Genomic DNA, 17,481 nt, shown 5'->3' on the forward strand with positions numbered 1-17,481 from the left:
ATCACGGCCGAATGCATAATCTACCAAACAGATGGTCGAATATAACACGTTATAAAATTGGGGCTTTGGAGGAGGATCAACGTGAATCGCAAATCCGTATTGTCGGTTGGTGTCGCGCTCGCCGCCATCGTGTGGGCAAATGACAGTGCTTTCGCGCAAGCGGCGGCAGGGCAGTCTGCGGCTGCTCAAGATAATCTCTCCACGGAAGCTGGTGCGCAGCTTGAAGAAATCGTGGTTATCGGGCGCAAGCGCGCACGCGCGGAAGACGTTCAGGAAACGCCGCTGTCAATCACCGCATTCAGCGCCGGCCAGCTTGATCGCGCCGTCGTGGAAGACCTTGTCGATGTCGGCCGCATGACGCCGAATGCCTCGCTTCAGCCGTCGTCGCAGCGGGGCATTCAGAACTTCTCGATTCGCGGTATGGGCATTTCCGGTTCCACCCCGTCCGATGAACCGGCCGTCGGTATCTTTCAGGACGGTGTCTATTGGGGTTCCAACTACGGCGCGGTCGGCGACCTTTTCGATATGGAGGGCGTCGAGGTGCTGCGCGGACCGCAGGGCACCTTGTTTGGACGCAACGTCACAGGCGGTGCGCTCACGGTTCGGTCTGCGCGTCCCCGCAATGAATTCGAAGGCAGTATTGGTGCAGGCGTCGGTAACTACGGCCTGTTCGAAGGCTCGGCTGTCGTAAATGCTCCGATCGTGACCGATGTGCTGGCAGCGCGCCTCGCCGTGCAGGCACGCACGTTCGATGGCTATTTCACTGACACCAACACGAACAGTGACTACGGCAAAAGCACCACCTATCTTGTTCGTCCCAGCATCAAGTTCACGCCGAGCGCGGATCTCGATATCACGCTGCTCGGCGAGTGGTACTCCGAAGAGGGCGACCCGACCGTAGCGCGCGGCATTGCGCCGAACACGATTCCCGGCGGACCGCTGACGCTGCCGGAGCGGGAAGGCTATGTCACGCCCAAGGACTATTGGCACGTTTCCCCGAATGCGCGCGGCTATAACGACATCGACGTGAAATTCGCGATGATGGAGCTCAACTGGCAGGTGGCCGGTGGCGTGCTGACGTCAATTTCCGGATACCGTGACGTTCGGACGCGGGTGGAAACCGATTATGACGGAACCCCGAGCCGCGGCTTCCTGCAGCAGATCCAGTACGACCAGGATCAGTTCAGCACCGAGCTTCGTTACGCACGCGAAGTGGGCGAATGGCTCAGCTTCACGGTTGGCGGATATTATTTCGAACAGGATATCCACTTCGGCGAAGCCAGAGATCTCAACAACGGTCTGACACGGCTCGGCACGCGGTCTGTTCTCGACAACAGCAGCTATGCCTTCTTCGCGGAAGCGGATATCACGCCGATCGAGAATCTGACGGTAACGCTGGGCGCACGGTATACCGACGAAACCAAAACGGCGTCGGCAGCCCCGTTCGGCAGTTGCTCGTTTGATCTCCTGACCTGCACCTTCACCGGGCCACGAAAGTACAGCGACGGGAACTTCTCGCCGAAACTCGGCGTCTCCTATCAGATGGACAACGTCCTGTTGTTCGCATCGGTTACACGCGGATACCGCAGCGGTGGATTCTCGCTACGCGGAACGCCACTGATCGAGCCGTACCAGTCCGAAACAGTCACGGCTTACGAGGGCGGTTTCAAGAGCGATCTTCTGGATCGGCGCCTGCGCTTCAATGCTGCGCTGTTCTACAACGAGTACAGCAATTTGCAGCGCACGGTACTCGGCGTCAGCCCGGAAGCGGGTGTGATCCAGTCGGTGTTCAACGCCGCCGATGCAACGGTTCAGGGTCTGGAGCTCGAGCTAACAGCGATCCTTACGGACGAACTGTCCTTGAATGCGGCCTACGGATACACCGATGCTGACTACAAGACATTCATCGGTGTGCCCAATCCGGAAGACCGGCAGTTCGTTCGCGTGCCGCGGCATACCGGGACCATCGCGCTCAACTATGAACGCCAGCTCGAGAATGGCAGCAGCATCGCGGCGCGCGTGTCGGCAAACTATACCGGCGCCTATTACTACGACGACCCGAACCTGTTGAGGCAGGATAACTATACGCTGATTGATGCCAGCCTCTCTTATACGCTGCCCTCGGACATCACGTTCACGATCTATGGGAAGAACCTCTCCGAAGAAGAATATTCTCCTTGGGGTTCCACCCTCGGGGCGCTGGGACAGAACCTCTTCCCGGGCGCCCCCCGAACGTTCGGCGCACGCGTTACAGCGCGCTTCTAGGCGGGTTTACCCCCTTGTTTCGAGGCGGCAGGGTGTGGAGGGGTGCTTCCTCCGCGTCCTGCCGGCCCAGATGCTCAGCCGGGAACCAAGCCTCGCTGATGGTGTATTTGATGGTATCATCATTGAATTCTGAAGGCAGACTTCAATATTGTCTGTTTCTTATCTGAATTTTTGGGTTCCCGTAGAGGTCGCCATTAAAGCGTTGATCTTGCTTTATATTCTATTCTCCGCGATCTGACAAAACTCGTGATGCAGGCTACGGTCTTCAGTTGTCGAGATTGCGATTGAGTGCGCGTAGCGTTCGGTTCAGGCGCGTCACGTCGTCGGCAGGGATTTTGCCGAATGTGCGGGTGTAGAGGCCGTCCGCCACGGCCCATGCCTGCTGGCCAGCACGTCTGCCTGCATCCGTCAGCTCGACTTCGGTGACGCGCCGGTCCGACGCGCTCTGGCGGCAGAGGACGAGGCCGTCGGCCTGCATCCGCTGGACGATCCGCGTCATCGTCGGCAGCTTAACGATGGCGTTGTCGGCGATTTCGCTGACGCTCAGCACCTTGTCGCCGCGCAGGCTCATCAGCACGCGCCAGCGGGGGATATCGAGCCCGAGCGCTTTCAAGGCGATTTCCATCTCGTGAAGATAGCGGCCAGTGAACCGCGTCAGCCAGTAGAAGGGCCAGCGTTCGATATCGAATTCGCCGGAAGCGGAGATCGCGCTGGACACCTGTTCTGTCATCGACCCATCGGCTAAAGGTAGAGATTGATATCTCCGCGCATGGCATCGCAGTCAAGCAGCTCCACCCGTTTCAGCGCGATGCGGAAGGAGTCGCCTTCCGTCACGAGGCGATGCGTGACGAAAGCCTCGAAGCGGGTCGTGCGGTCGCGTTGATACTCGGCTGCCATCAGCCGCGAGCTGACGGTAATCGTATTCGCCTCCGCATCGTGCGCATCGATGCGCACGTTTGCGACGATGCGCCAGCCGCGCGGGCCGCCCTGCAGCGAAAAAGCGCTGGTGTCTGCGAAGCGGCGGATGCGAATTTCGCGGAGCAGGGCAGTCTCGTAGATGAGGGAGACGTGCCGTAGTGGATCGTCCTGTCCCGGAGCGGCCGGCATCCAGTAGATGCCATCGGGCGTGAACAGCGCATCCCATGCCGCCCAGTCCCGCGCATCGAGGAGGCGCGCCTCGTGGACGAGGAAATCCTCGACCTTGCGGAGATCGGCGCTCATGCAGCGGTCTCCATGTACGCGGCCCATGTCCGGTATTGGTTTCGAAACACGAGATCGCTCGTGCCCATCGCAGACCAGCCGCCATCCGCGTTGGGCCGTTCCTTGCCCATGTGGCGCTGCATGTTCACCCATTCCACCTTTTCCGACATCAGGCCGGTCTGGATGCGCTGGTACGCCTCGTGATCATCCGGCCCCACCAGATTGGCCGAGGAGTTTATAAGGTTGCAGTAGAGGATCGAACGCTCCAGCAATTCGTCAGGTGCGCCCTTCATGCGGAACGTCCAGGATTCGACGAGCGTTCGATCGACAGCGATCGGTTTGATAACGCGGATGGTTTGTATCGGGCCTTTCAGCGTCAGGCTGGGATAGACGATCGTATTGTGGCGGTTCATCGAGAAGATTTCCCGCGCGCGCGCCTCGCCATATGCAGCGTTCATCGCATCGTTGTACGCATCGATTTCCGAATAGCGCGAATGGATGCTGACCGTGCCGCCCGAATAGCTGTGCCCGCCCGGGAAGGCGTGGATACCCATGTCTTCGAAGAACTCGTAATTGCTCGTGAAAGGTCCGAGGATTTCGATCGCGGCCGGAAGCTTCTCGCCCTTGCCGAAGTGCCGGTTGGCAACGCTGCGCGCCGTACCGGAGGACGACATGTGCGTCACCATCGGGTGCATCAGGTCATTGAGATTCTCGAGGAATATCTTCCAGTTGCAGCGGTGCATGTAGCGCAGCACGCCGCCCGTCACCTCCAGTTCGCCTTCTGGCGAGCGGTCGGCCATGTTGTCGATGGAGGAATCGACGCCCCTCAGCCATTCCTGAAACGGCGGCGCCTCATCGGCGAGACAGGCGAAGACGAAACCGCGATAGGACGCGACGTTCGCGACCCGCGTCATGCTCGCGTCGGGGCTGTGCTTGCCGATGCACGTCCCTTCGTATCCGTCGTCGAGCGGAATGGTCCGCACGGCGCCGTCGCGCTGGAAGATCCAGCCGTGATAGGCGCAGCGGAACATGCGGGCGTTGCCCTGTCCTTCGGGGACGACCTGTGCGCCTTTGTGGGGGCAGCGGTTGTAGAGCAGGTGCACCGCGCCCTTGTCGCGCACCATCAGCAGCGGTTGTCTCGCGATCGAGGCGGTTATGAAATCGCCGTCGTTCGGCACCTGGCTTTCATGGCCGACATAGATCCACGTTGCGCCGAAGATGTTCTGCATCTCCAGCTCGAAGATTGCCGGATCGGTATAGACGCTGCGATGAACGCGGTCGTTTTCGACAAGGCCTGTTGTGATGGACATGGATGGTCCTCCCAATCAAATCAAAGCGTGATCGAGCCAATGCTGGCGCCGCCACACACGAATAGATTCTGGCCGGTGATGAAGCCGGTGTCGTCGCCCAGAAAGAAGCGCACGGCCGCCGCGACATCTTCCGGCGTTCCCACACGCCCCACGGGGATCGAAGCGGCGACATTGCGTTTGCGCTCCGATCCGTCCGGGATCAGTTCGTGGAACATGTCGGTTTCGATGGGGCCGGGGGACACGACGTTCACGGTGATGCCATCGCCGGCGAGTTCCAGCGCCCATGTACGCGCCATGCCGATCATTCCGGCTTTGGTCGCGGCATAAGCCGTGCGGCCCTGCAGGCCGAGCGCACCGCGCGAGGAAATCAGCACGATGCGGCCCGTACCGGCGGCTTTCATTCCGGGCAGCAGTGCCTGCCCGATGTGGATCGCCGCGCGGAGATGAAGATCGACGAGATGATCGAGATCGTCGTCCTTCACAGCACCGAACAGTGCAGGCCGGATCACCCCGGCATTGTGGACGAAGCCCGTGATGCCCATTTCGGCGGCTTCCGCGCAGATGCGTGCAAGGTCGGCGGAATCGGTGAGATCGCCGACAATCGTTTGCAATCGTTCGTGCGTGAAATCGGGCATTCGGCGCGACACGTTGATCACCCGAGCGCCGCCTTCCAGAAGGCTTTGGCTGATCGCGGCGCCGATCCCGGTATTGCCGCCCGTCACCAGAATCGTGTTTTTCCGCTCAGGCATCGGATGGCTCTCTCTCCGCGGTGAAAATCTGGCGCTGTTCTGCATCGGCTGCGGCATGAAGAACGATCCGGTCGCCCGGCTGAGCGTGCCCAAGGAACGCGATCACGCGTACACCCGCATCGAGCGCAACCGTGCCGATCCGAAGCGGGAGCGCGGCGGCGGGATCAAGCGAACGATGCAGCGTCGTGGCGGCGACAAGCTGGCCTCGCCCGCTGTCCTCCGTCCAAACGAGTTCATCGCGCAGGCACGTGCGGCACACATCCCGCGGGGGATACTGGCACGCGCCGCACGCCGCGCAGGTCTGGAGGCGGATCGTCATGCCATCCCCTCCAGCAGCACCGCCCCGCTCGCGAGGCAGCGGTCGTAAGTGACCATGCCGTAACCGCTTGCGAGCGCGATGCGCGCGCCGGGCACCTGCCGCCCGATCGGTTGCCGCGTGACCTGGCGCAGCGCTTCCACGACCGGCAGGAAACCGCCCGCCGCGCCCGCCTGCCCGCAGGAAAGCTGGCCACCGCAAGTGTTCTGCGGAAAGTCGCCCTCGACGGTCAGGTCGCACGCGCGCAGAAACGCCGGCGTCTCGCCCTTGCCGCAAAAGCCGAGATCCTCGATCTGCATGGCGACGATCACGGGATAGTCGTCATAGGTTTGCAGGCAATCGACCGCATCGGGGCCGAGGCCCGCCTGCGCATACAGCGCATCGCGGTCCATCGCCCAACCGCCGCGCTCGGCGACGGGGTCTTCGAAGAAAGCGTTGTGCCGCTCGATCGCACCCCGAATATGGGCATGACGCAGGCCGAGCGCACGCGCGCGTTCGTCGCTCATCACCAGAAATGCCTCGGCGCCCGCGCACGGCAAAACACAGTCGAACAGGTGAAGCGGTTCGGCGATGGGCGGCGCGGCCAGATAATCGTCGAGGCTGAGCGGCTTCGCACCGAGCAGCGCGTTGGGATTGCCGCGCGCATTGGCACGCTGGGCGATGGCGATCCGCCCGAAATCCGCGCGCTCCGCGCCGAAACGGCGCATGTAATTATCGGTGATCAGCGCGAACACGCCGTTGGGACCAGCCGCGCCATAGGGATAGACAGCCGCGCTCGAAAAACGACTGAAGTGCCTCACGAGGTCCGAAAAGCGGGCGCTTCCGGCAGTGTCACCCGCGATGCAGGCGACGACGTTTGCGTCCCCGTCCTGCACGGCGCGCGCGGCGCGGCGCAGCGCCATCACGCCGCTTGCGCCGCCCGTCGGCAGCCATTCGATCCAGCGCGGGGACATGTCGAAATGCTCGGTGAGCGCAATCGTCGTGTCGCTGCCGAGCGAGAAGGAGGAAACCGCGAGGCCGTCGATCGCGCCCTTGTCGAGCCCGCTCGCATCGAGAAGCGCGCGCAGCGCCGAGCCGACGAACCAGTGCGCGGGCTTATCGCTGCGCCGGGCATAGGGCACCGTCACCGGGCACGCCACGGCTACGCCGCGATAGTCTCGCGCGCCGATCATGCCGCCTTGGGCCCGCGTTTGAGCGCGCGCGTGTCGAAGGCTTTACCCTTCGCGTGCAGTTCACGGCCGAGCGACCGGATTTCGCCGCGCTGCAATTTCTGCGATGCTGTCGTCGGCAAATGATCGACGAACGCGACGTAACCGGGCGCCTTGAAGTAGGCGAGGCGTTCGAGGCAGTGCTTCACGAGATCGGCCGCAAGCGCTTCGCTTCGTGCGCCCTCATCGGTCTGCACCAGCGCCATCACTTCCTCGCCGCGCAGTTCGTCCTCGATCGGCAGCACCGCGCAGGCGGTGACGGATGCGTGTTGCATCAGCACGCCTTCCACTTCGACTGCCGCGATATTCTCGCCGCTGCGGCGCACGATGTTCTTGCTGCGATCGACGAAGAAGAAATTGCCCTCGGCGTCGCGCTTCACGATGTCGCCGGTGTGGAACCAGCCGCCTTCCCAAGCCGCCTCGGTCGCTGCGGGATTGCAATAATAGCCGGAAAAGAAATGGCGGCGCGGATCGTCGCCGCGCGCACGCACCAGCAACTCACCCGGCTCCCCATCCGGCACATCGGCGTCCGCGTCGTCTGCGATGCGAACCTCGAGATGGTCGGGTGTGCGCCCGAAACAGCGCGTGCCGACATGGCGCGGTTCGCGATTGGCGGTGATCCATGCGGCCGCGCCGGTTTCGGTCATCGCCCACGCCTCGATCAGCGGGAAACCGAAGCGCTCCTCGAAGCGCGCGTGGTGTCGCGGATCGACGCCCGCGCCGAATCCGAACCGCACCGCGAGATCGGCCGTCTCGTCCTCGCGTTGCAGCAGGATCGCTGGCATCACGCCCAGATAATGGATCACGCTCGCGCGCGTTTCGCGCACCGTGTCCCACCAGCGCGAGGCATGGAAACGGTCGAGCTGAATGAGGCAGCTTCCCGTCATCATCGCGGCCATGAAGCTGCACGCGAGCGCGTTCATGTGATTGACCGGCAGCGGCGTCAGGATGCGATCCTCGCCCTCGCGGAATTCGCAATAGCCGCCGAGCGTCGCGTAGAAACGCCCCACCCACGTGAAATAGGCGTTGGAGAGGATGCACCCCTTGGGCTTGCCCGTCGTGCCGGAGGTGAACAGCATCGCCGCCTCGCGGTCGGCATCCGGCGCTTCGTCTTCGTCTGCGCCACGCACCGCGCGAGGAAGGTCCGCAAGCGACGGCTCCGCGACCGGTACGGTCGTGCCGCTCAGCGTTTGCGTGCTGCCTAGCATCGCACGATGTTTCGGCCAGGCTACGATGGCGTCGAGATCGGCCGCCGCGACGATTGGCGCCATCTCTTCGGGCCGCATCGCGGTGTTGAGCGGCACGACGCTCGCGCCGAGCGCGTTCAGCGACAGGAAGTGCAGGAAGAAGGCGGGGTGGTTGTCGAGCGCAAGGCCGATCCGGTGCCCCTTGCCGTATCCCTGTTTGCCGTAGGCGGTGCGGAGGACTTCGACGGCCCCGGCGGCTTCCGCGAAGCTCTGCTCGAAGGGCAGGGGTTCACCGATCGCGTCCGCGGGGGCGTGAAGGAAGGGCCGCTCCGCCCAGCGTTCCGCCGCTGCCGCGAAGGTCAGATAGACCGAGGGTCGCGCGATCGCCACGGTATGAACTCCTCTCCCCAGTGCAGAAACGATACTCGAAAAACTTGAATAATCAAGTATTATGTTATGGCGCGACACGCGCGAATGTGAGGTTTCAGGCGACTTTCAGCGCCTCATCGAGCGCCTGGCCGTCTTCATCCGAAAGCGCGGCCGCACATAAACGACTCACCTCTTCCGCCGACTGCGGCCGCGCGGCCATGATCCGCTCGAAGTTGCCGAGCCCGCGCTCGAAGGTGTCGCCGTAGCCCTTGATCAGGCGCTGGCAGCGCACGAGTTCGATGGCGAGCGCGTTATCGCTCGCCGCGGCCGTCCGCACGCGGTCGAGCCATGTTTCAATCCGTGCCTGTTCGTCCGCGAAGCGCAGCGACTTCGGACGCCACCGGCGCATCCCGGCAAGAGTCCTCAGCAGCAGGAACCAGCGCAGGCTTGTCGTTTCAACATGTCTGCCGCTCGTGAAGAAGCCGGAGATGCTACGGGAAAACGTCTCGTTCGCGAGAATGGCGCGGCCGAGGCGCGCGGGCAGGATCTCGCAGATCTCGCGAAGCCGGGGATGCATGAATTCGGTGATCGTCAGAAGCTGCGCATCCGAAGCCTTCACCTCGCCCCGCACACGCGCGACGCGCGTGTCGCGCGTCTTCAGATCGGCCACGCGGATCGAATCCTCATAGCTCATCCAGAGCGCGAGATGACGCGCGGCTTCGGCGGTGAGCGTGAAGGGACTCTGGTCGCGCACCGCCACGGTTTCCAGCCGATCGAGGAATAGTCCCGCATAGGCAGCATCCTGGTAATCCATCAGCCGCTGGATGCCGTGCAATGCATTCGGGATCGCGGCCTCGGGCAGATTGGCGCGCGCGCGCGTTTCCAGTGCCTTGCCCGCCGTTGTCGTCGCGCTGGGAACTGCGTGGCTTTCCGCCGCAGGCATCGCGACGACACCCTGCGCCGCCTGCCAGCCCGCATCGAATCCCGCGAGATTGGTCGCAACCGCGATGCCGCTGTCGCGAATGGCCTTTTCATAAAGATCACGCGCAAAGGGCAGTGCACCGCTTCCAGCGAGCGCGCCGAACATCACGGCACTGATCACGCTGTTGGTGCCGTCGGCCGCCGCTTCCATATCGAAACCGATGAACCGCTTCGAACGCTCGCCCGCCGCCTTCACGATCGCATCGCTGTTGCCGCGCCCGTCGCCCATCGCGGTCTTTTCGGACATGGCGTAGACGCGGTGCGTCGATCCGATCAGCGTGGTGCGGCCCGCCGTGGAAAAGCCGCGCAGCAGCGCCCGGCCGGTTTCCATGAGTTCGGACGCAATCACGATGTCCACGTCGCCGGGCATCGGCATTTGCGCCATCACCGGGCTGCGCCCACCGGTGTCGGGCTTTGCCAGCTCAACGTAATAGACCGTCGATCCCGTTCGCTGCGCGACACCCGGAACCGAAGTCCCTTGCGCGAGCCAGCCATCCTCGCGCGCGATGTGCTGGATCCAGTCGGCAAGCACGCCGCCGCCCTGTCCGCCGAGGGCGAGGACTGCGATGCTGAAGCGGTTCTGCGCCATGGTCAGAAGGCCCGGGCCAAACGCGCGCGCGTATCGCGCCGCTGAAGACCGCCGATAATGGCCTGCCGCATCTTCATCCACGCGCGCTCCACGCGGCCCGGATTGGAAACGATGCTGGCGCGATAGAAGCTCGGGCAAAGCACCGCCGCGTGGCTCACCTCACCGCACAGGCCGCAGCCCACGCAGCTGTTTTCCACGTGCGCCACAGGGTCTTGCCGCAGCGGATCGGGATTGGGTTTTATTGAAAGCGAAGGGCAGCCCGAAAGCCGGATGCAGCTATGGTCGCCCGTGCAGGTGTCGCTGTCGACACCGAAGCGCTCGCGCACGACGCGCTTCCCGTCCTTCTCGGCCTTGCGCATCAGCGGCTTTTCGCGCCGCTGCCGATTGAGCATACATTCCGACTGCGCGATGATGACCTTGGGGCCTTTCTCCGGCGCGGTCAGCGCCTCGCGCAGCGTGTCGCGCATCCGCTTGATGTCGTAGGTGCGCTCGATCGTGCGCACCCATGCGCCGCCGACGCCGCGAATAGCACGCTCGATCGGGTTTCGCGTCACGCGGCGCGTGTTGTCGGCGCGGGAAGAGGGGATGTCCTGGCCGCCCGTTGCGGCCGAATAGCCGTTGTCGATCACGAGCGTGACGGTGTCGTCCTTGTTGAACACCGCGTTGCCGATGCCGGAGGTCAGGCCGTTGTGCCAGAATCCGCCGTCGCCCATCACGGCGATCGCCCGTTTGTCCTTCGGTTTGAATGCGGACGCGCCCGCCGTGCCGAGGCCGTAGCCCATCGTCGTGTTGCCGATGTTGAAGGGGGGCAGGATCGAAAACAGGTGGCAGCCGATGTCGGCGGAAACGTGCGCGGGGCCAAGCTCGCGTTCGAGCAGCTTCATCGCCGTGAACACCGGCCGCTCCGGGCAGCCCGTGCAGAAGCCCGCGGGGCGCTGCGGAATCTGCCGCGCGACCGGCGCGGGCAGGGGGTCTTCCGCCGCCTTTGCGGGCGCGATCTCGGGCGCCCATGCGTGCAGGAAATCGGAAAGCCCCTTGCGGATCACCTGCGCGCTATATTCCCCGGCGCGCGGCAGCATGTCCTTGCCGATGATGCGGCAATCAAGGCCGGCGCGGCGCACGAGCGTATTCAGTTCATGCTCGATGAATTCCGGCTGCCCTTCCTCCACCACCAGCACCGTGCGCTTGTCCGCACAAAACGCGCTGACCTCGTCGGGGATCAGCGGGTAAGTGACGTTCAGGCAATAGATCGGCAGCGCGCTGTCGCCGAAGGCATTCGAAAGCCCCGCGAGTTCCATCGCGCGATTGAGATTGTTGTAAAGCCCGCCCTGCACGATGATGCCGATGCCGTGCGCAGCATCCGGCCCGAACCATTCGTTCAGATGATGGTCGCGCACATAAGCGATCCCCGCCGGCCAGCGCTTCTCGATCTTCTCCACTTCGTGCAGGAAGTTCGCAGGGGGCAGAACGATGCGGTTCGTGTCGCGCTGTGGCGCGGCGGCAGCGTCTGCCACCGTCAGCTTCGGCCGCACATTGTCCTTCGCCGTGAACGATCCCGTCATGTGGCAGGATCGCACGCGTAGCTGCAGCATTACCGGCGTGCTCGAAGCCTCCGAAAGCGCGAAGCCCTGTTCCACCGCCGCGACGATGCTCGGCAGGTTGGGGCGGGGATCGAGCAGCCAGATCTGCGATTTCATCGCGAAGGCGTGCGTGCGCTCCTGCATGATCGAGGAGCCTTCGCCATAATCCTCGCCGACGATGACGAGCGCCCCACCGTTCACGCCGCCCGATGCGACGTTGGAAAGCGCGTCCGACGCCACGTTCGTACCGACCACGGATTTCCACACGACCGCACCGCGCAGCGGATAATTGACGGAAGCCGCGAGCATCGCCGCTGCGCTTGCTTCCGATGCGCTCGCCTCGAAATGCACGCCGAGGCTTTCGAGGAGATCGCTCGCGTCCGCGAACACGTCCATCAGGTGGCTGATCGGCGAACCCTGATAGCCGCCCACGTAAGCCACGCCCGATTGCAGCAGCGCCTTGGTCACGGCGAGAATGCCTTCGCCGGTGAACGTCTCGCCGTTCCCGGCGGTCAGCTTCCGCGCTTCAGCAACGAACGAACGCTCGGCCACCGCTCACGCCTCGACGAGCGCGAGGACGCGCAGCGGACTCCCCGAGCCGCCGCGAATCTTGAGCGGCGGGCAGACGAGCATGGCGCCTGTTGCAGGGAGCTGATCGAGATTCTGCAGACATTGCAGGCCATAGCGCCCGGCGCCGTGCAGCAGCGTGTGCGCGGGGTAGGCGGGCGTCAGCAGATGCGCCTGTCCGGCATCGGTGCCGATCGTCTCCACGCCGAAGCCGAGAACGTCCCGCGCGATCAGATATTCGATCGCGTCGGTTGCGGGGCCGGGCGTGTGCGCGCCGTCCTCGCGGCGATTGGTGTAGGCGTCCACGTCGCGTTTGGACCAGTCGGACCGGAACAGAACCCAGCTTCCCGCTGGGATAGGTCCGTTGGCGCTCTCCCAAGCCTTCACATGATCAGCGGTGAGCAGAAAATCCGGGTCAGCTGCGCATTCGCGGGAAAAGTCCAGAACGACCACGGGCGCGACGAAATTCGCCGCAGGCACCGCGTCGACCGTGTTGTCCGGCAGGTCGCGGCCACTCACCCAGTGGACCGGCGCATCGAAATGCGTGCCGGTGTGCTCGCCCACGGTGAAGTTGTTCCAGTGCCACGCGACGCCGCGGTCGTCGTAGCGCGAGATTTCCTGCCGCGAGAATGCCGCCGTCTGTCCGAACGGCTCGGGCAGCACCAGCAGCGGCGTATCTTCCGAAAGCGTCTGCGTCAGGTCGACGACCTTGACGTCGCCGCGTGACAACGCCTGTGCAAGCCCTGCAAGAATCGGCGCGCTGGACATAATCCCTCCTCCAGACCATGAAGCGAAACTATGCTTCGATAAACTTGCATGTGCAAGTAAATTCGGTTGCGCGTCGAAGGAGTTCAAAGTGGCCGAGGATTTGCGTGCCTATGGCGATCCGGGATCGGATGACTTCCGGGTGGATAACTATCCGTTCTACCTGCTGAATCGCGCGGTCAGCCGCTACAACGTCATCATCGAGGCGGAACTCCGCGCCATCGGCATCGATATCCCGACATGGCGCGTGCTCATGATTCTGGGGGAGGCGGAGCCCCAGTCGATCGGCCAGGTCGCGAAGCTCGCGGTCATCAATGTTTCCACGCTGATGCGTGTTGCGGAGCGGATGGAGAAGGCAGGGCTCGTGGAGACGCTTCCGTCCGCCACGGACGGACGCGTGACGACGCTGGTGATGAAGCCTTTGGGTCGCGAAAAGCTAAAGGCGGCCCGCGCGGTGACGGCACCGCTTTACCGGCGCCTGATCCGCGGCTTCTCGGCCCCGGATTTCAGGCGCCTGATCGAGCTTTTGAACCGCCTGCAGCAAAATCTGGAGTAGAGATTTCCCGGATCGCCGGATCAACCCTTGGGAACCTTCGCGGACGCAGCGCCTTGTAACCGGATAAAGGGCCGGAGACTGAGGACGTTATGGCGACCCCCGAACAGCGCGGTGTAGGCGCGCATGGCCCCCATGCCCTGCCGCTTCGGGCATGGCGGGAAATCCTTTTCCGCGTTTGGCGGGGGAACGGCACGCACAACCTGTCGCTGATGGCGGCCGGGGTCGCTTTCTACGCGTTCCTGTCGTTCGTTCCCCTGCTCGGCGCGCTCGTGATGAGTTATGGCCTCGTCGCCGATCCTGCCGCCGTTGCCGATCACATGCGCCTCATCATCGAACTCGTGCCGACTGAGGCGGCCCGGCTTATCTACGAACAATTGCTCAACCTCACCCGTGCGGCTGCAACGGCAAAGGGCCTCGGCCTCGCCATCGCGATCGGCATTTCGATCTTCGGTGCAAGCCGCGCCGCGCGTGCCGTGATGACGGCGCTCAACGTCATCTACGACGAGCGGGATACGCGCGGCATCGTTCGCGGTGCGGCGGTTTCGGCCATTCTCGTGGTCGGCGCCGTGTTCCTCGGCATCTTCGGCCTGCTCGCGGCCTCGGCGCTGGGCTTCGCGCGCGAACTTGCCGAAGGGCTGGGGGCTGTTGCCGCGCTTCTGATGCGGATCGTCACCTGGGTGTGTGCGGGGGTTTTCTGCAGCTTCACCATCGCGGCCATGTACCGTTTCGCGCCGCACCGGGCGGACGCGCGCTGGCGGTGGCTGACGATCGGGTCGCTGCTGGCGACCGTGATGTGGCTTGTCGCGACGCTGGGTTTTGGCGTCTACGTCGCCGAGTTCGGATCGTATCAGACGACGTATGGGTCGCTCGGCGCGGTCGTGGTGCTGCTGATGTGGCTCTATGTTTCCGCCTATGCCGTGTTGCTCGGCGGGCTGATCAATGCCGAGGCCGAGCGCCAGACGGCGTGCGATACGACGACAGGCGCGCCACGCCCGATCGGCCAGCGCGGGGCGGCCGTGGCCGACATGAGCGTGGCCGCGGATATCTACCCCGCGCATGGGCGCGCCCGGCGATAGCGCGAATCCCTGCCGCTGCCGGAGGCTTGCACTCCGTGACGGATTGATTATATACCGCTCGATATGGAAACGGTCGTAACCCCTGTCAAAGGTCGTCCGCGCGAGTTTTGCGTCGATATGGCGCTTGCCGCCGCGCTCCGCGTGTTCTGGAGCAAGGGCTACGAAGGCGCGTCGCTCAACGACCTCACCGAGGCGATGGGCATTACGCGCCCCAGCCTCTATGCGGCCTTCGGCAACAAGGAGGCGTTGTTCCGCAAGGCGCTCGATCTCTACGAGACCGAGAAGCTGGCCTACGTGGGCAAGTCGCTGGCTGAGCCGACTGCGCGCGGGGTCGCCGAACATTTGCTGCGCGGCAGCATGGAAAATCAGACAAGCACCTGCGAGCCGCATGGCTGCCTCGGCGTGATCAGCTCCGTCGCGTGCGGAGAGGAGGCCGAGTGCATCCGCCTCGAGGTGCTGGAGCGCGGCAAGGTCGCGCGGCGTGCGCTCGTCGAACGCTTTGAACGCGCGAAGGTGGAAGGCGATCTCCCCGAAAGCGTGGATGTCGAGGGGCTGACCAGCTTTCTCTACGCGCTTTTGCAGGGCATGGCGGTTCAGGCCGGGGCGGGCGCGACGCGCGCCGATCTCGAACGCATGATCGATACCAGCATGATCATGTGGCCTTCGAAATAACAGCTTCAGCGTACCGCCAATAAATATTTATCGACCGGTACAAAAAGCTGTTGACGCACCGCAGCACGGTTTATATACCTAGAGGTACAGAAGGTGGGCGGTCATCCCGGCCGGTCACGGCATCGAAAGGAAACCGATGCGACACTGCGATATTCACAAGGGCTGACACGGGACGTCAACGTCCGTTTCAATCTGAAAATCCATAGCCGACGATTGCCGGGCAGGGCCTTTCGCGCTGCGTGAGGCCGTGTGCCCGGCAATCATCATCCCAAACCGACGCCGCGACGAGACGCGGCGAACGAAGGCGTGCGCGCCTTGATCAAGGAGACTTGCACCATGGCCTATCTCGCCTTCACGGATGTTCTCGGCGCTGCGGCTCCGGCCATTCCCCAGTCCCAGCCCTTATCCTCGTCCCCCGCTGCCGACCGTCCCCGGGCCCATTTCTCGGCTCTGGAATGGTCGGTGGTCGCCCTCGCCGAGCGCGACAGCCTCTCGACGCTGCAGTCCCCCGGCCGCGTCGCCGTCGCGCTCGGCACCCTCTTTGGAAGCCGGCCCAATCCGCAGCTCGCCGATTCGAAGCTGGAAGCGCTGCGCAAGATCGCCGTGCTCACGTGGCATCAGGGCTATCATATCGCCGAGTCCGCAATCCGCGGCTTCCTCGGCGTTGGCTTTACCCAGGATCACTACGCGCTGCTTGCGAGCAGCATCACCAATGCACGCGCCCGCCGCGACCGAAGGAATTCCCGATGAATATGATGACCAAGATCGAAGCCGACGCCGCGGCACCGACGCCCGTACGGCGCAGGTTCTCGGAACGCCCGCTTTGGCAGCATCTTTCCGCAGCCGCACTGCCGGTGATCGCAGTCGTGGCGGTCGGCATTCTGAACCGTGAATCGCCCGCGATCGCGGCGGCACCGCCGCCCACGGTCACCATCGCGGCGCCGCTCGTGCGCGATGTGACCGAGTGGGACGACCATGTCGGCCGGTTCGAGCCTTCAAGCAGCGTCGAAGTCCGGCCGCGCGTTTCGGGCGCCGTGACTGCGGTTCACTTCACCGACGGCGCGATCGTGCAGAAGGGCCAGCTGCTCTTCACCATCGATTCACGGCCATTCACCGCTTCCCTTGCCGAAGCCCGCGCCGGAGCCGCGCAGGCGCGGAGCGACGTTGCCCTCGCAGAGGCCGATCTCGAACGCGCCAACCGGCTCCTTGCCGATGATGCCGTATCACAAAGCGATCTCGATCGTCTCGCCGCCCGCGTCCGTGCTGCCCGCGCTTCGCTCGCGGCAGCCGACGCCCGCATCGGTGCCCGCGCGCTGGATGTTCAGTTCACCGAAGTTCGCGCGCCTATCACCGGACGCATTTCGGACCGCCGCGTCGATGCGGGCAATATCGTCTCCACTGCCGATTCCGGCGGCGGCACGCTGCTCACCACGATCAATGCGCTCGATCCGATCTACTTCACGTTCGACAGTTCAGAAGCGCTGTTCCTGAAAGCACAGCGCGAACGGCAGAAGGCAGGCGGCGCGCAGCAGGTCGAGATCCGGCTGCAGGACGAAACCGGCTACACCTGGAAGGGTCATGTCGATTTCACCGACAACGGGATCAGCGCCCAGTCCGGCACGATCCGCGCCCGTGCCGTGGTCGCCAACCCGGAGTATTTCCTCACCCCCGGCATGTTCGGCAACATGCGGCTGACGGACGGTTCGTCCGCCCGCGCGCTGCTCGTTCCCGATGCCGCCGTCCGCACCGATCAGGCGCGCAAGGTGGTCTATGTGGTCGGCAAGGATGGCACCGTCGCCGCGCGCGAAGTCTCGCCCGGTCCGCGCATCGGCAGCCTGCGCAGCATCCGCGCGGGTCTCTCGGCCGAGGACAAGGTCGTGATCCGGGGCCTCCAGATGGTGCAGCCCGGCGCAAAGGTCACCGCGCGCGTCGCCAGGATCGATCCGCCGGGTGCCGCCCCGAAAACCGCTGTACCCGTAAACGAACCCGCGGCCTCGCAGGCGACCATCGCCACGCTCTGATCCGCCGCCACAACAAACGAAGACCACGCCTCCCGCGCAAAATGCGGGAGGCGGCAGGAAAGGCATTGTC

The 17,481-nt window shown here is 64.0% G+C and carries 16 protein-coding genes; 6 read left to right on the plus strand and 10 right to left on the minus strand.

All coding sequences use genetic code 11. The annotated features are described in order from the left end of the window. Positions 1-81 precede the first annotated feature (81 nt). Positions 82-2,265: a TonB-dependent receptor gene (locus ACE3TJ_RS16740; RefSeq protein ID WP_374598178.1), complete on the plus strand. Its 2,184-nt coding sequence runs from the start codon at positions 82-84 to the stop codon at positions 2,263-2,265. A 265-nt stretch (positions 2,266-2,530) separates the two neighbouring features. Here ACE3TJ_RS16740 and ACE3TJ_RS16745 read toward each other — a convergent pair whose 3' ends face one another. The 10 genes from ACE3TJ_RS16745 to ACE3TJ_RS16790 form a co-directional block, all read right to left on the minus strand. Beyond that, entirely contained in the window at positions 2,531-2,995 is a 465-nt protein-coding gene (locus tag ACE3TJ_RS16745) for a MarR family winged helix-turn-helix transcriptional regulator (RefSeq protein ID WP_374598180.1), read from the minus strand. 11 nt (positions 2,996-3,006) lie between these two features. Beyond that, complete coding sequence (locus tag ACE3TJ_RS16750; protein ID WP_374598182.1) at positions 3,007-3,486, minus strand: aromatic-ring-hydroxylating dioxygenase subunit beta; 480 nt, start codon at positions 3,484-3,486, stop codon at positions 3,007-3,009. Next, entirely contained in the window at positions 3,483-4,775 is a 1,293-nt protein-coding gene (locus ACE3TJ_RS16755) for an aromatic ring-hydroxylating dioxygenase subunit alpha (protein ID WP_374598184.1), read from the minus strand. The genes ACE3TJ_RS16750 and ACE3TJ_RS16755 overlap by 4 nt, the downstream gene beginning before the upstream one ends. Positions 4,776-4,795: 20 nt before the next feature. Then, positions 4,796-5,524, minus strand: coding sequence for an SDR family oxidoreductase (locus ACE3TJ_RS16760; protein ID WP_374598186.1), 729 nt, complete (start codon positions 5,522-5,524; stop codon positions 4,796-4,798). Continuing rightward, entirely contained in the window at positions 5,517-5,843 is a 327-nt protein-coding gene (locus ACE3TJ_RS16765) for a Zn-ribbon domain-containing OB-fold protein (protein ID WP_374598188.1), read from the minus strand. The genes ACE3TJ_RS16760 and ACE3TJ_RS16765 overlap by 8 nt, the downstream gene beginning before the upstream one ends. After that, positions 5,840-7,012, minus strand: coding sequence for a thiolase family protein (locus tag ACE3TJ_RS16770; RefSeq protein WP_374598190.1), 1,173 nt, complete (start codon positions 7,010-7,012; stop codon positions 5,840-5,842). Before ACE3TJ_RS16770 ends, ACE3TJ_RS16765 begins: the two co-directional genes overlap by 4 nt. Further along, positions 7,009-8,625 carry an AMP-binding protein gene (locus tag ACE3TJ_RS16775; RefSeq protein ID WP_374598192.1) on the minus strand — a complete coding sequence of 539 codons (1,617 nt, stop codon included), beginning with the start codon at positions 8,623-8,625 and terminating at the stop codon, positions 7,009-7,011. Before ACE3TJ_RS16775 ends, ACE3TJ_RS16770 begins: the two co-directional genes overlap by 4 nt. Positions 8,626-8,719: 94 nt before the next feature. Continuing rightward, positions 8,720-10,174 (minus strand): indolepyruvate oxidoreductase subunit beta family protein, encoded by a 1,455-nt coding sequence (locus ACE3TJ_RS16780; protein ID WP_374598194.1) that lies wholly within the window; start codon positions 10,172-10,174, stop codon positions 8,720-8,722. Positions 10,175-10,176: 2 nt separating this feature from the next. Continuing rightward, positions 10,177-12,306 carry a thiamine pyrophosphate-dependent enzyme gene (locus ACE3TJ_RS16785; RefSeq protein ID WP_374598197.1) on the minus strand — a complete coding sequence of 710 codons (2,130 nt, stop codon included), beginning with the start codon at positions 12,304-12,306 and terminating at the stop codon, positions 10,177-10,179. 3 nt (positions 12,307-12,309) lie between these two features. Next, positions 12,310-13,089: a cyclase family protein gene (locus tag ACE3TJ_RS16790; RefSeq protein ID WP_374598199.1), complete on the minus strand. Its 780-nt coding sequence runs from the start codon at positions 13,087-13,089 to the stop codon at positions 12,310-12,312. An 88-nt stretch (positions 13,090-13,177) separates the two neighbouring features. Between ACE3TJ_RS16790 and ACE3TJ_RS16795 the strand changes: the two genes are divergently transcribed. The 5 genes from ACE3TJ_RS16795 to ACE3TJ_RS16815 all read left to right on the plus strand — a co-directional run bounded on the left by ACE3TJ_RS16795 (position 13,178) and on the right by ACE3TJ_RS16815 (position 17,411). After that, entirely contained in the window at positions 13,178-13,642 is a 465-nt protein-coding gene (locus tag ACE3TJ_RS16795) for a MarR family winged helix-turn-helix transcriptional regulator (RefSeq protein WP_374598201.1), read from the plus strand. 89 nt (positions 13,643-13,731) lie between these two features. Further along, positions 13,732-14,718, plus strand: a complete 987-nt coding sequence (locus ACE3TJ_RS16800) for a YihY/virulence factor BrkB family protein (RefSeq protein ID WP_374598202.1) — start codon at positions 13,732-13,734, stop codon at positions 14,716-14,718. Between the two features lie 63 nt (positions 14,719-14,781). Beyond that, a complete protein-coding gene (locus tag ACE3TJ_RS16805) occupies positions 14,782-15,390 on the plus strand; it encodes a TetR/AcrR family transcriptional regulator (RefSeq protein ID WP_374598204.1) in 609 nt (202 codons plus the stop codon). A gap of 336 nt (positions 15,391-15,726) precedes the next feature. Beyond that, positions 15,727-16,140, plus strand: coding sequence for a hypothetical protein (locus ACE3TJ_RS16810; RefSeq protein ID WP_374598206.1), 414 nt, complete (start codon positions 15,727-15,729; stop codon positions 16,138-16,140). Beyond that, complete coding sequence (locus tag ACE3TJ_RS16815; RefSeq protein ID WP_374598208.1) at positions 16,137-17,411, plus strand: efflux RND transporter periplasmic adaptor subunit; 1,275 nt, start codon at positions 16,137-16,139, stop codon at positions 17,409-17,411. Before ACE3TJ_RS16810 ends, ACE3TJ_RS16815 begins: the two co-directional genes overlap by 4 nt. Positions 17,412-17,481 lie beyond the last annotated feature (70 nt).

The organism is Sphingosinicella sp. (genome assembly GCF_041916975.1).
Classification (GTDB): Bacteria; Pseudomonadota; Alphaproteobacteria; order Sphingomonadales; family Sphingomonadaceae; genus Sphingosinicella.